The sequence below is a fragment of the uncultured Sphingobacterium sp. genome (genome assembly GCF_964277905.1).
Lineage (GTDB): Bacteria > Bacteroidota > Bacteroidia > Sphingobacteriales > Sphingobacteriaceae > Sphingobacterium > Sphingobacterium siyangense.
Genome location: NZ_CAXYKD010000024.1, coordinates 32,795 through 46,769, shown reverse-complemented (window position 1 = coordinate 46,769; position 13,975 = coordinate 32,795). Strand labels below are relative to the sequence as shown.

General features: G+C 41.7%; 9 protein-coding genes. 4 read left to right on the top strand and 5 right to left on the bottom strand.

Features of this window, described 5'->3' with window-relative positions:
- The first annotated feature begins 358 nt into the window (after nt 1–358).
- Nucleotides 359–970: a LuxR C-terminal-related transcriptional regulator gene (locus ACHWSC_RS10185; protein ID WP_394676667.1), complete on the top strand. Its 612-nt coding sequence runs from the start codon at nt 359–361 to the stop codon at nt 968–970.
- An 85-nt stretch (nt 971–1,055) separates the two neighbouring features.
- The gene (locus tag ACHWSC_RS10180; protein WP_394676666.1) at nt 1,056–3,884 is read left to right on the top strand and encodes a collagen binding domain-containing protein; all 2,829 of its coding nucleotides are present in this window, start codon (nt 1,056–1,058) and stop codon (nt 3,882–3,884) included.
- Here ACHWSC_RS10180 and ACHWSC_RS10175 read toward each other — a convergent pair.
- The 3 genes from ACHWSC_RS10175 to ACHWSC_RS10165 are packed head-to-tail and all read right to left on the bottom strand — an operon-like array spanning nt 3,881 to nt 6,628.
- A complete protein-coding gene (locus tag ACHWSC_RS10175) occupies nt 3,881–5,308 on the bottom strand; it encodes a hypothetical protein (RefSeq protein ID WP_394676665.1) in 1,428 nt (475 codons plus the stop codon). The two genes, ACHWSC_RS10180 and ACHWSC_RS10175, sit on opposite strands and share 4 nt — an antisense overlap.
- A complete protein-coding gene (locus tag ACHWSC_RS10170; protein ID WP_394676664.1) occupies nt 5,283–6,086 on the bottom strand; it encodes a hypothetical protein in 804 nt (267 codons plus the stop codon). Before ACHWSC_RS10170 ends, ACHWSC_RS10175 begins: the two co-directional genes overlap by 26 nt.
- Nucleotides 6,087–6,106: 20 nt before the next feature.
- Nucleotides 6,107–6,628 carry a hypothetical protein gene (locus ACHWSC_RS10165; protein ID WP_394676663.1) on the bottom strand — a complete coding sequence of 174 codons (522 nt, stop codon included), beginning with the start codon at nt 6,626–6,628 and terminating at the stop codon, nt 6,107–6,109.
- A 214-nt stretch (nt 6,629–6,842) separates the two neighbouring features.
- Between ACHWSC_RS10165 and ACHWSC_RS10160 the strand changes: the two genes are divergently transcribed.
- Complete coding sequence (locus ACHWSC_RS10160; RefSeq protein WP_394676662.1) at nt 6,843–7,895, top strand: acyltransferase family protein; 1,053 nt, start codon at nt 6,843–6,845, stop codon at nt 7,893–7,895.
- A gap of 108 nt (nt 7,896–8,003) precedes the next feature.
- Here ACHWSC_RS10160 and ACHWSC_RS10155 read toward each other — a convergent pair whose 3' ends face one another.
- Together ACHWSC_RS10155 and ACHWSC_RS10150 are read right to left on the bottom strand one after the other, a co-directional pair.
- Nucleotides 8,004–9,353, bottom strand: coding sequence for an amidohydrolase (locus ACHWSC_RS10155; RefSeq protein WP_394676661.1), 1,350 nt, complete (start codon nt 9,351–9,353; stop codon nt 8,004–8,006).
- Between the two features lie 126 nt (nt 9,354–9,479).
- On the bottom strand, nt 9,480–10,376 hold the full coding sequence (locus ACHWSC_RS10150; RefSeq protein WP_394676660.1) for a helix-turn-helix domain-containing protein: 897 nt from the start codon (nt 10,374–10,376) through the stop codon (nt 9,480–9,482).
- A 414-nt stretch (nt 10,377–10,790) separates the two neighbouring features.
- Between ACHWSC_RS10150 and ACHWSC_RS10145 the strand changes: the two genes are divergently transcribed.
- Nucleotides 10,791–13,847 (top strand): beta-L-arabinofuranosidase domain-containing protein, encoded by a 3,057-nt coding sequence (locus tag ACHWSC_RS10145; protein WP_394676659.1) that lies wholly within the window; start codon nt 10,791–10,793, stop codon nt 13,845–13,847.
- Nucleotides 13,848–13,975: the final 128 nt, after the last annotated feature.

The following is a 13,975-nucleotide window of genomic DNA, read 5'->3' as shown; positions in this document are numbered from 1 at the left end:
CAAATATAATTAAGTTTTTAGTAATGTGTGGACCACGACTTGTAGAACCGTGAATATCGTATGATGTTGTGACATTTAATTTTCAATCGAAGAAATTTAGATTTCTAAATAATAAAAATTATATTTATATAAATCGTTTTAAATCTATTTATTGGCTAGTATATAAATTATTGTGAAATTCATTTCTAAAGTGATTAATTTCGCTTCGCCTTAAATTTTATTATGATTATTTTTTTTCTTTAGAAACAATTTTAGGGATAGGTTTGTCTATATAACAATAGATTGATAGAATAGAGTTGTAAATAGCGTGGAAATCAGCAGGGTTTATAGTGTTCAGTTTAATAAAATGTGAAATATCATGATTACAGTTGGGATAATAGACATGGATGAGCAAGAACGGGTGGAAACAAAAACAATCATCTCGGAAAAAAATATAGCTGAATCAACGATCCCGATCCATGTACTCTTTGATCGGGATACACTTGCGTCTTCAGGGCGCAATCAAGTTCCTGATGTTATGATTGTCGACATTGATCAGCAGGATAACTTAATTGTTGAAAGGGTGAAAAGCGCGTTCCCAAGGGCTGAAATACTGGTTCTGACTAATAATTGTGATGTAAGGATGGTGCGTAGCTGTTTTAGGCAAGGTGCAGTGGGGTATATGTTGAAGAAAACATGTCTCCAATCTTTAAAAAATGCGATAACAATGACATTGGGAAATGGTTCTTTCATTAGCCCTTTTGTTAATCGTGCTTTGATTGAACAGGCCTTCAGTGCCAAAAAATCCGAAAATTTGCTGACTGCTCGCGAGTTGCAGATCGCTAATGGTATTATTGAGGGCCTTAGCTATAAAATGATTGCCCAAAAATATGCAATATCGTTGGACACGGTACGTATTTATATCAAGCGAATATATAGAAAGTTTCAGATCAATAGTAAAGGTGAATTGATTGCGCAATTGACAGCTTAATAATTCATTACATGAACATGTGACCTCCTAAATTTCGATCTCTTTAAATTTAGCCTGATTTTTATAGCTACTTGAATGATATGCTATGCCAATAAGAAGCCTTTTAATTTTTGTGTTTCTTTTCTGTTATACTGCTCTTTTCTTATCCATAGCGAAAAGTCAGCAACGATACGATATTGCCTATCAGTTCGAATTCGATACCGTTCGGATCACGCCATCCCAGACATTTTCAAACAAACTAACGATTGTTAACTACACGGATAGAACAATTGAACTAAACCCTGAGTCCAATGATAAGAAGGCATTGCAGGGATTGATCAAATTGCCTCCATTGATTGTACTGAAACCACACGAAACGAGAGGTTTCCCTTTGAAATACATGACCGATCGACGGACGATCTCGGATGCAATACAAAAATTTAGCATAGGGTTGAATTCGAAAGACTCTGCTGTAACTATACAGCCCCCTCAAATTTTCTGCACAAAACTGGATGTTCAGACAGCGCTATTGATTCAGTCTGAACAACCCGAGTATTTTATTGATCAGTCAACTGGACAAACGCAATTTTTGGTACGCGTTGTCAATATGGGTTTAATACCGTTTACCTTTCAACTGCAGTTTGCCAACCTTCCTTCGGAACTGGAGGTCGTAGGTGAAACATTACCAACAACATTGGCAGCAGGAGGGCAGTCATTATTGAGATTTACTGCTCGTATGCGCACAAAGAAAATAGCCACGGATGTAGAACTGACGATGATAGCTATTGAAGCAGGCGGTAAACAACTTGCGACGAGTCGACTGCGCATCATGACAGTAGGCAGCGTAAAACGGTTCGGTTCGGCCATGAACTTACAGAATCAGCCCTACAGCAATATGGCTGCCTTACGTTATCTCAATAAGGGACAGGATATATCGGTGTATCAACTTCAGGGATATGGAAATCTTGAATTGAACAAGGGAACTTCATTGAGCTATCGCATGAATATGGATTATTTTCAAGATCAGCATGCTTTTACGATGTACGATAGTTATCTCGATTATCAAACTGAAAAATGGGGTCTGAAGGCTGGTAATATTTATGAAAATTTAGATCAATATGTAAACGGCCGGGGTATGCGGACAAGTTATAAATTTGATAAGTCCCGAACCATTAGTGTATATGCTGTACAAAATAATTATTTCCTATGGAATCAGCTGAATACGTTCTCCCCCGGCGGCGGCGTGTTAGGCCTAAAGTATGCGTTTAAATCAGATAAAAACCAAGAAAGTAGCCTGGCTTATTTGTACAGTAAAGACAATTACAGGAATGTCCGGAGTCATCTGCTCAGTGGAAAAGGATATAAAGACTGGTCGGCGAATCAAAATCTTACCTTTGAAGCTGGTACAAGCGTCGAACAGGTCGATATTGATGGTCAAAAGGCTGGGCTAGCTGCTGGCGTAAATTATAATGGGATTTTTGATCAGTTTCAGATTTCAAGTATCAATTATTATAGTTCCCCCTATTATGTCGGACTCAGAAGGGGGCTCTTGCAGTCAGACTCACGTGTGGTCATTCCGCTGGAGGAAGCTAAGAGCCTCTCCGTCAGGATGAGTTTTATGGATAATCAACCGAAGTATCAGGTTGGGGATAAAAATTACCTTTTTAGTAACAGCAATCGGATTGAAATTTATGAACTTGGGTATCGTACAGCTTTTGGGCGATTGAATGTTGATTTGAGACCCTATTGGATGAAGCAGCGTGCAGATTATCACAGCTGGTTAGGAGTTGGGAGTAATGCTGTAAACTGGAAATCCAGTTCAGTAAGAACGGTTTTAGATCTTAATTTTTTCACGAAGTACCATCGCTTTTCGCTGCAGACGGACTATGGTTATACTTACAAAAATACAGCTGAAAAGCCCATTGCACCTTTTCATTCATTACGTGTATCGGGTAACTATGACAATGCACTCGTTGGCTTTAATGCATTTGTTCAGATCAATCCTTATTATTTGAGTGATCTTTTGGCTACCTATACCAATGCTAACTATAGCATGTATTCGCTAGGACCTAATACACACTTTGAGGCATTCGGCCAAAATTTACAGGTACAGCTTTCGACCATGTACAGTTATTATGGTTTTTCCCGTAGCAATAATTTGTCCATCAATGGAAATGCGCGCTGGCGAATGAAGGACAACTGGACCCTCACTGCAGATATTTTTTATACGTTTATCAAAGGGAAATTACTGTTTATAACAGATCCAATAAATCCACCGCAACCCCTGGATCGCTATTCGTTTAACAATAGGCAAATTAGAGTGGGGATAGAAAAGAATTTTGGACGTACTGGCAGTTATAAAGGCTATAGCTTACAGCTGACCTGTTTTGACGATAAAAATAACAACGGAATCCGTGATGATGATGAGGCATTTGTAGAATCTGTGTTGATTCGAATCGGAAAAGAAGCTGCCATAACAGATGGAAAGGGGCGGGTCAAGTTTGTTGACATGGAGGCTGGCTCTTTTTCCATTCAAACAGAAAACCATCAAGGTTGGGTTTCTCAGGGGCCATCGACGGTTGTATTGACCAAGGACCAGTCCATGGATATTCCGCTGATCAAAACAAAGTCCGCAAAGGGTAAACTGCAGCTAATCGCCAGTAAATATCTGGAATCAAAGCCTGATTTGAGTGGTATTCGAATTACCGCGAATGACAGACAGGGCAAGAGATATAATACATTAACCAACGAAGAAGGAGAATATGTTTTCTATCTGCCTATTGGTTTTTATAAGTTGACGGTTGAGATGGAAGGAATGCCTTTTGTTATTGAAAATTCAAATTGCGAAGCAGAAGTGAAAGCTGAAGGACTGAATGAGCTTCCATCCTTGCGTTACCGAGATCAAAGGCGCAAAGTTGGCATTAAAAGATTTTAGGGTGAAACAAAGCTATAGATGATATTCGCGGAATAGGTGCCGGCTGGTTTACCCAGAAGATTACTGGTCTGCGAAGCGGGGATGCTGTACTGCATATCGAGTGTTCGATCGATGACAGGATTTGCATTTTGGATGAGCTGTTGGGCTGTTGTAGACAAGGTAACTGTATTTACGCCAGTCTGGCCAGCCATGGGCCCAATAGTCAAAACACTTAATGGAATACTGTTGACACCGGAGGTAAAACTGTTGGAAGTGGCGCGTACATACAAGTTGTAGGGCGTGGTTTTACTCAGTTTTAAATGAGCTGGCATGTTAACACTGACTCCGTTTACATAGTTACTGGTGGTTACGAAAGGTAGACTCACTGTCTGTTGGTTGGCGACAATCTCGCCTAAGTCACTAACAGCGATAGTCAAATTTCCACTAGCCTGCGCCTGCACTGGTGTTGTAGGATAGGTGGCCGAGGACGACTTGTTCCAGGTGTAGGTGAGGGGGACAGTGTAGGTTCCGGCTTGTATAAAGTTGCTTTTTAGGGATGCGGTGCTAATTGTGTAACTATGTGTGATCGAACTGCTGTTATTGGTAGGGACAGCTATTCCGGCAGCGCTTGTAAGTGTTTGATCACTGGTCGACAAAATGGCCGAGGTTGCTGTTGCGACACCACTGAGTGAAGCGCTCACTGTGGAGACAGGGGAAACAGGTAATGTGTTGTAGGAGAGTCCGGTACTAAAACTAAACTGAGCGCTGCTTGATCGGATACTTGGGACGTAAGGTACGGTGCTTGATACTGGTATTACCTGACTGGCGCTGATCCCATTGGCAGAACGGTAAAAACTAAGATCATTTACAGCAATACTCGTTGTTCCTATGCTGCTTGGTGGACTGATAAATCCGGGGATGGTGATGGATAGCGTGAAGCTTGCTGGAGAGATAGACCCCGCCAATAATCCTTGCGTGTAAAAGCTGACGTCATCTGTAAATACCCCTGCAGTCCAAGTCTGGCTCGCAGTAGCAATACGTGCATTGGCGGTTACCGCACCCGAAGCAACACTAGCTACAGCCGCATAGAGTAAACCGCCGCCAGTTGATAGGGCGACTTCATTATTTGCGCCCAACCCGAGTAATACAAGGCTGCCAATACTCGAAAGTTTCATATGTACTGCACTGGCCGGAAAACTTCCACTTGTCGTGCTGGTAAAAGTTGCTGAACTGGATTTTACGGAAAAAGAAGGAAGTAAGGTGATTACACTGTTATAGCTCCCTGCATTAATAGTCGTATTATAGTCGGTTCTAGCCTGTATGTTCGCTTGAGGTAAGGTGATGGAAGTCGTCGTCTGTGCATAGGTACGATGCCCATAGAAGCTAAATAAGCCTAGGAAGTAAACCGCAAAATTCCGCTTAATATGTAATTTCTTTCTCTGCAATTTTCAAATCATATTGGCTGCCTGCATCTAATATTGCAACGGCAAGATAATGTCCTGCAGCAAGTTTCTCTGGAAGGTCTATTTGCACCCATTGATCCGAGCTAGGGAGCATCGCGATAGCGACGGCCTTAATAGGGATTTCCTCTCCCGTTTCTGTATTGGTTAGCTCAAAACGTACATATGCATCCTTGTTAATTTGTCCGGTGTTTTTAACGTGTACATCCATGCGGCGCACAGACTGGCCCCTCTGACTCGGAATCAAATGTCTGTCCTCAAAAGCAAGGAATTCCAGATCTCCAGGATTTAATCCGGAAGGGGTATGGTAGACCTGAATACCTACTTCAATAAGCACGTTCATATTAAGGCCATTTTGGAGTGCGGCTTTTTGTTCTTTCACTTGTGTAAAAAAAAGCATCGCGTTGCTTAGCTGCTGTGGAGCTGGGTTTTTGGGGATCGTCATGGAAAGATTCACCGATTTGGTCTCTCCCGGAGCCAGGCGCACAGTATTTTCTGATAGCGTAAGCCAGGCCGCATTTGATTGCTGTTTTTGACCCGGAGAATAATATTTTTTTACCCCAATAGAATCGCGGTCCCAATCTTTCAGGTTGGCGACAAAATTGAGCTCAGCGTTCGAGGTGTTGCTAAAAGTAATCACCTGAGAAACTGTCTGTCCCGGCTCGCCAGTAAAAAAAATGCGGGATGGAGAAATTGAAATACCCTGTCCATAGACCAGGGTATTACAGATATAAAGGACTAATAGTGTTAAATAATATCTCACGGATAAAATTATCTTTCTAGTTATAGTTGTGTCGCTGTATAAGTGACTGTTGTACTATAGGCCGATGCGCCAAGATTCAAAAGTGATGCTGGATTGGCTATGGTATAATCTACGGTATAACTTGCTCCTGTAGAGGCTGTTGAATTGGTTACCAGCGATGCTGCTGTTGTACTTAGCGGTACATTTGCCACGGGAGTACCTCCGTTTGCACTGGCTGCAGGTACTGTAACTGTCACAATGTTTAGTGCTGGCCCTCCCGCAGGTGTAAATGCAGCCGTCGCAGCAACAGTAAGATTATACGGTTTATTACTTACCACAGTAAAATGGCCCGCTTTCTCAACAGTTTTTGATGCGGTATAATCTGCCGCTGTGGTATACGTAAAATTAACTGTCGGGGTTGCACCCAATGTAATCGAAATGGCATCTGTCAAGTTGATATTGACTGTGACAGGTTGGGAGGTCGCCGTCACTTGGGCTTTGGCTTTATTTCCAAAACATATGGCTGCAAGTGCAATGAAGGGTATAAATAGGTTCTTTTTCATAATTTCCTCTATTTTATGGGATTAAACTCTAGTAAAGTTACTCAGCAACTGCGCTAAATGCAATGTAAACAAGTCACATAATGATGTTATAAAGTTGAATGAGAGCGGCCACTTTTGTCGGTGTCTTTTAATAATAGCTGTTATAGGACATCTGTTATATAGCAAGTGTATTGCTCCTGAGAATTTTCGAAAAACAGCGTATATTTGCAGCCAAATGTCTGAGTCTAAAAGAATCTATCAAATCGATCTGTTTCGCTTTATCGCAGCATCCGCCGTTATATTATATCATTATTTATATCGGGGGTATGCAGCCGGAAATATGTCGCTATTGGGTTTCGATGGAGTCGGAGAATATTTTAAATACGGCTACCTGGGCGTAGACTTATTTTTTATCATTAGTGGTTTTGTGATCGCTTTTTCCATTAAACATCTTTCACTGCGGAAGTTCTGCTATTCCCGTTTCAAGCGTTTGTATCCGATGTATTGGATTTGTTTGTTGTTGACTTTTATCGTTTCTTATTTTTGGGGCGCACCGCGTTATCATGTCACATTCACCCAACTATTGGCCAATCTGACCATGGTGCAAAAACTATGGGGACAGGGGGATGTCGATGGCGCTTATTGGTCACTCTATGTGGAGTTGAAATTTTACCTGATCATCGCTTTATTTCTAATTCTAAATCAATTTAAAAAAATAGGTTTAGATTATCTGGTGTATTTTTGGCTGCTATTGTCCAGCCTACGCTTTTTTGTTGGGCCTTCGGAAATTTATGACGCAATCCATGAGTTCTTTTTACTCGATTGGAGTGCATACTTTATTGCTGGAATTATATTTTGTCAGATCTTTTTGCATGGAGCAAAAGTTCAGCATTTTGTGGCCCTACCTTGGTGTTTGTACATTTCCATCGATGGTGCTGTGGGACGTATTCATTGGTTGGAACGAACCTTCCACAGTGACTTTTCACCTTATATTATTGGTGCGACCATCGTTGTGTTTTACCTGCTCATGTTACTGGTTTCCTGTAAAAAACTGCAGGCGATCAATTCGTCTGGATTTGTTAAAATCGGCATGTTGACCTATCCGCTGTATTTAATCCATCAACACATCGGCTTTATTATTTTTAATCACCTGTATCTGTATCTGAATAAATACCTGCTCCTTTCAGGTGTTATAATTCTTATGCTTACCCTGGCTTATCTGCTGAGCGATCGGATTGAACCGCGGATCATGAAGCGTTTAAATCTTAGACAAAAGGTCCGAAGGTAATGACTACCCCGAACCTTTCTGGTTTTCATAGGAGATGTTTTCTGCTTAGCTGGGTTGTTTTTGTCAACAAAGCTGAAATCCTGCGTCGTTTATTGGCTTGTCTTACGGTTAGAAAACAAGATTTCCTTGATAGATAAGTGATTTTACGGGCGATATTCTTGAAATAGCTTCCGCTGAGCAACTTGCGTCAAGGAATGCAATGTCTGCACTGTCTCCTACTTTTGGCCATTGCATATTGCCTTTGTCATCCAATGGAGTAGGGCCTGCAGTAGCAAGTTTCAGCATACGGGATAGTGCATATTCGGTAGCCTGGCCGTATACCTGAGCTGCAAGATTGGCTTTTTGTAGCACGCTGCCTGTTCCGAAAGTATTCCAATGATCTACAATACTGTCATTCCCCGTCATGACTTTAACATTATTTTCCATGAGCGTCGGAATAGGCATAATCAACCCTCCAAATGGGATCGTAGAAACTATACCGATTTGTGCGGCGCCCAGTTTTTCGGCCATTTCTTGTTGTTTGGCTTTTTCCAGTCGACCAAGCACAAAACAATGGCTGAGGTAGGTTTTGCCTTTGAGAACAGGGTTCTCGTTTACTTTATTGATTAAGTATTCTACAGTTTTCAAACCGGATTCTCCAGACTCGTGTAAGTGAATGTCAATTCCTTTGTTGTTATCCAATGCCAGTTGAACCGTAAAATCCATTGTCTTTTCAATAGCGCCATCGATGGAAAAAGGATCGACCCCACCGATAAAATCAATATTGGTTTTAGCCGCTTCCTTGAGATAAGGAACCGAATCGGTATAGAAGACACCGTGTTGTGGAAAAGCAACCAATTCAGCTCCAAATCCATTTTTCTTGTTTTCAAGTGCCAGTTGCAGATGATGTAAAGAATCTAGTTTGGATGTCGGTTCAATATTGACATGACTACGTGCAAAGGCAGTTCCCTTGGATTGTAACAGTTCAATTAGTTTTTCTGCTTTATGGGTAGAGTTTTTGAGCAGTTCTGGCAAAATTTTCTGTTCTAGAGCAATCATACCCTTTACACCTCCGGGGCCACGTCTTACTGCCTGCCATTTGTCGCCATAATAGGTCTTATCCAAATGGATATGCATATCTTTAAAAGAAGGCAGCATCAAAAGTCCTTTTGCATCGATCGCATCAACACTGTTGCTGTTGGCACTGATATTTTTGATTTTGCCGTTTGCTATCTGAATGGAAAAAAGACCGGTCTTTGTTGCGGTTACATTGCCATCACCATCGTACTCAAATCCGGTTTCCAACAACACGTTTTTCAACGTATAACTTTTTTTACCTTGGTAGCCGCTCAAAAGTCCTTGATGAACCACATTAGGTTGATTTTCTGCAAATAGCATTCCCGGGATAAATGTTGCACCCGCAAGAGCCAGAGCAGAGTTTCTGATAAACTCCTTGCGTGTAAGGGCCGTTGATTTCATTTGATTTCCTATTATGTTATTTTGTGACCGGAATAAAAAGTCTACCAGTCTTTTACAAAGTTACATAGCTGGTACCCTATTATTGCTGGGAGATTTCTGCCATTCTTTGTGTGATTTATCTTTTTTTCAAGTTGCTTTCAAGGGACTTGGAGTTTCCCCCACATGAATATTTTCTCTAAAGTCACTTGGACTTGCCCCCGTTTGCTGTTTAAAAAAGTTTGAAAAATAAGCTTGATCTGCAAAACCCAATTCAAAGGCAATTTCTTTAATGGATCGCTCTGTGCTTTGTAAAAGACGTTTGGCTTCAATGCTGATCCGTTGGTGAATAAGTTGTGTGGCTGATATTTTCAGATGTTTTTTGCACAGTATGTTCAGGTAATTGGGCGAAATATGAAGCTTTTCGGCATAAAAGACGACGAGCTTTTGCTCCCTAAAAAATTCATCAATGAGCATATTGAACTTGGCAAGTCGTGGAACAGACTGATAGACTTTGAATTCGGTGAAGGCAGACTCGGCCTCTCGACTTACAATCGCTGCGATCACTCCCGCTCGGGCAGTTATCAATGGAATAAGTGAATTTTCTCTTTTTAACTCCTGCTTCACAGATTCAAATTCATAATGCAATTGTGCAAAAGCATCTGCGGTAAGATCAATGACGGGATGGTTTTGGTAATTGGTGAATGAAAAGCGAAAGAAAGGGGCAAAGTGCTCAAAAAAAGATCGTTCAATCATGAGTTGATAGCCTATAGTACCCGCATAGACATGCCATTTGTGCATTTGCCCCGGAAAGAGCACATGAACCTGATGGTCTTTGATGATATGGTCAATCGAATCGATCGTATGGACGCCGGATGCTTTATCGAACAGATTTATGATAAAGAAGTCATGTTTATGCGGTTTGTCGATGAGCCGCTCGCCATGCAGTTCATTAAATAGGAGTTCGTCGCGCCCTGCAGTCTGTTCCTTGCGGAAACCATCCAGACTGATCACTGGTGCCCAAATTTTTGAATTTCGTTTATCCATAGTAGATCATATCGAATCTAAAATACAAAATACCGAGGAGTAATCGATCATAGCGAGCTGAGTTTGCGCATGTTTCTATCTTCGTAGCATATTGGCGTTTTACTTCTCCTGGCGGGCGGCAGGAGTTGTGGGGCTATGGACGACAGTATACGCGATACACCTTAGTTAAAATCTGGAGAATATCGGCTAAAATAAACCTATGTATAATGATGTAGAGTCATTAATTTTATAAATGTCAAATAGACGGCAATACAGAAAATGTTCTTCGACTTTGGAAGCTTATTAATAGGCATTGCTTCTCTTTTTGTTCGTCATCTGTTGAAGACAACCAAGGAAAAGGATACGGTAATAGCTTTCACCTGGCTAGAAGGTGATCTTTAAACAATAAATCATTAGCGAATAAAAGATAGCGATATGAAAAGATATACGATATATTTTGCAGCAATTCTTACGATTTTTATCAAAACGACAGCTGTAGCTGTGGCACAGGGTGGGGATCAGATCCTGGATGGTATTGGAGAGACAGGCATGGTGGCCCGTTACGTCTTTGATGGGGATTTTAAGGATTGGTCGCGCAATGGACTACATGGTAAATTCCAAGGCACAAAAGCTTCATTTGTATCAGATAAGCAATTTACAAAAGTGCTTTCTCTAGCTGGAGGGAAGGACGATTTTGTCGTACTTCCAGCGCAAGTACTCGCGGATCTCGAGTCTATTAGTATAACAGGCTGGATGTACTTACGTGCAGCGCAGTCTGGCCAGTATTTATTCGATTTTGGACAAGATATCACCAGGCATTTTGCAGGGACACCAACAGGTACAGCGCTACAAGGTGGCTATATGGGGATAATCGCCCAAAAGAAGGCCGAAGTAAAAAATGCGGTCTCTTCGGCAGTGCCTTTAAACAAATGGGTGCACTTGGCCATTGTAGTTGATATTGCTACAGGGGCTATGCAAACATATTTAGATGGTATGCCCGCTGGAGAAGTTAAAGACATCCCACAAGAGTTGACCGAGGTTTTTGGACAGACAGGTAGTAAGAGGACATTATACATTGGAAAATCCCTGTTGGGTGGAAATGTAAGTTTAAATGCACTGTTGCATGATTTTCGCATTTATCGTGTGCCGCTGAATCGAAACCAGATCGGCATGGTGTACAGAAATGCGTTGAAGGGTGTGCGTGAAGATGTTACTTCTAAAGGTAAGGCTGAGGATGACCTACCGCGATTTCCAATGAACAAAGCAGAGCTTTATAATGCCTTTTTAACCGGAGTTGCAGATGTCACAGTAGAAACAGAGGTAGGCGAGCTGCCACGATTGCCGAGTTATGTCGTCGGGACATATAAAGACGGTATGGTGGGACCAAAAGTGCGTGTGTTGTGGCCTGCACCAACCGACAATAGTGCCGTCGCGCAGCAAACAGCTTATACCGTCACGGGACGTATTCCCGGGACTGATCTGAAACCCAAAGCCATCATTACAGTCAAAGGGAAGGTAAGGTCCAAGATGCCTAGCTTAAAATTGGACGCATTTCACTTGGATCAGGTTTCCCTTAATACGGATGTAAAGCAGCATCAAACGAAGTTTATTGAAAATCGCAATAAATTCATTGATACATTGGCAAAATCGGATCCCAATTCATTCCTCTATATGTTTCGACACGCGTTTGGGCAAAAACAACCGATCGGTACGCAGCCCTTGGAAGTATGGGACAGCCAGGATATCAAACTGCGCGGTCATGCTACAGGACATTATCTGACGGCAATTGCACAAGCTTATGCGAGTACAGGGTACGATAAGGTACTCCAGTCAAAATTTTTGGGGAAGATGGATACCATGGTCAACGTGCTTTATGCCTTGTCAAAGTTGTCGGGTACGCCGAGACAAGCGGGACAGGCTTCTATTGCGGATCCTGCTGCAGTACCTTATGGCCCCGGTAAATCAGCTTATGATTCTGACCTGAGTGACGAAGGAATCCGTACAGATTATTGGAACTGGGGACTTGGCTTTATCAGTGCCTATCCCCCGGATCAGTTTATTATGCTTGAGCATGGCGCAAAATATGGCGGGCAGAAGAACCAGGTTTGGGCACCCTATTATACGCTGCATAAAATCCTGGCGGGCCTGATGGATGTTTATGAGGTAAGTGGAAATAAAAAAGCATTGGAGATCGCACAGGGAATGGGCAATTGGGTGTATACACGTTTAAATAAAGTCCCGACAGAGACATTAATCAAAATGTGGAATACGTATATCGCAGGTGAATTTGGCGGAATGAATGAAGTGATGGCAAGGTTATATCGTATAACGGGTGAAGAGAATTACTTAAAAACCGCCCGCTTATTTGACAATATTGATATGTTCTACGGCAATGCCGCGCACACACATGGACTGGCCAAAAATGTAGATACTTTTAGGGGCTTACATGCCAATCAGCATATTCCTCAAATTGTGGGTAGCATGGAGCTATACCGGGTGTCCAATGAGCCTCAATATTATAAAATAGCGGATAACTTTTGGTATAAGGCCACCAACGATTATATGTATAGTATCGGTGGTGTGGCTGGAGCCAGAAATCCGGCCAATGCCGAATGTTTTATTAGTCAGCCGGCGACATTATATGAAAATGGATTTTCTGCAGGTGGGCAGAACGAAACCTGTGCAACCTATAACATGCTGAAATTGACAAGTGACTTGTTTATGTTCGATCAGCGCGCAGAGTTGATGGATTATTATGAACGTGGATTATACAATCATATCTTAGCTTCTGTTGCTGAAAATAGTCCAGCAAACACGTATCATGTGCCTTTACGCGCGGGATCTATTAAGCAGTTTGGAAATGCTGATATGAAAGGCTTTACCTGCTGTAATGGTACGGCTATTGAGAGCAGTACTAAATTGCAGAATACAATCTATTTTAAAAGCAAAGATGACCAGGCGCTGTATGTCAATCTGTATATTCCTTCTACCCTACACTGGACGGAACGAGGAATCAGCGTCGAGCAACAAACCAGTTTTCCTAAAGCGGATCAAACAGCGCTGACCATACGGGGGAATGGCAAATTTGACCTTCATGTGCGAGTGCCAAGCTGGGCAACAAAGGGATTTTTTGTTGCAATAAATGGAGTCGATCAAAAAATTAAAGCTGAGCCGGGCACTTATCTGACCTTAAACCGTACTTGGAAAGATGGGGATGTGATCAACCTCAAAATGCCATTTCAGTTTCATCTGGACCCGATTATGGATCAGCCCAATATTGCAAGTCTGTTTTATGGGCCAATCCTATTGGCCGCCCAGGAACCTGCAGCAAGAAAAGACTGGCGTAAAGTAACTTTAGACGCAAAGGATATTGCTAAGTCTATTAAAGGGAATCCCGAAACATTGGAATTTTACATTGATGATGTACTTTATAAACCTTTTTATGATACTTACGGACGTCATTCGGTTTACCTGGATGTCAGCTTAAAATAGGAGGCTAGCAGTGTATTCCTAAATCTTTCCCAAATTCAAGGTACCTTTGTCATAAACAATTATGTATGTAAATTGTCATTTAGCATGGACAGATTACTATTGTTTACACAAGTTTTCCTCTAAATAGA

What these genes read in the sequence shown, in the direction of transcription:
- ACHWSC_RS10155 (WP_394676661.1), bottom strand. Translation starts at nt 9,353, where the DNA reads ATGAAATCAACGGCCCTTACACGCAAGGAGTTTATCAGAAACTCTGCT.
- ACHWSC_RS10185 (WP_394676667.1), top strand. Translation starts at nt 359, where the DNA reads ATGATTACAGTTGGGATAATAGACATGGATGAGCAAGAACGGGTGGAA.
- ACHWSC_RS10165 (WP_394676663.1), bottom strand. Translation starts at nt 6,628, where the DNA reads ATGAAAAAGAACCTATTTATACCCTTCATTGCACTTGCAGCCATATGT.
- ACHWSC_RS10145 (WP_394676659.1), top strand. Translation starts at nt 10,791, where the DNA reads ATGAAAAGATATACGATATATTTTGCAGCAATTCTTACGATTTTTATC.
- ACHWSC_RS10180 (WP_394676666.1), top strand. Translation starts at nt 1,056, where the DNA reads ATGCCAATAAGAAGCCTTTTAATTTTTGTGTTTCTTTTCTGTTATACT.
- ACHWSC_RS10150 (WP_394676660.1), bottom strand. Translation starts at nt 10,376, where the DNA reads ATGGATAAACGAAATTCAAAAATTTGGGCACCAGTGATCAGTCTGGAT.
- ACHWSC_RS10160 (WP_394676662.1), top strand. Translation starts at nt 6,843, where the DNA reads ATGTCTGAGTCTAAAAGAATCTATCAAATCGATCTGTTTCGCTTTATC.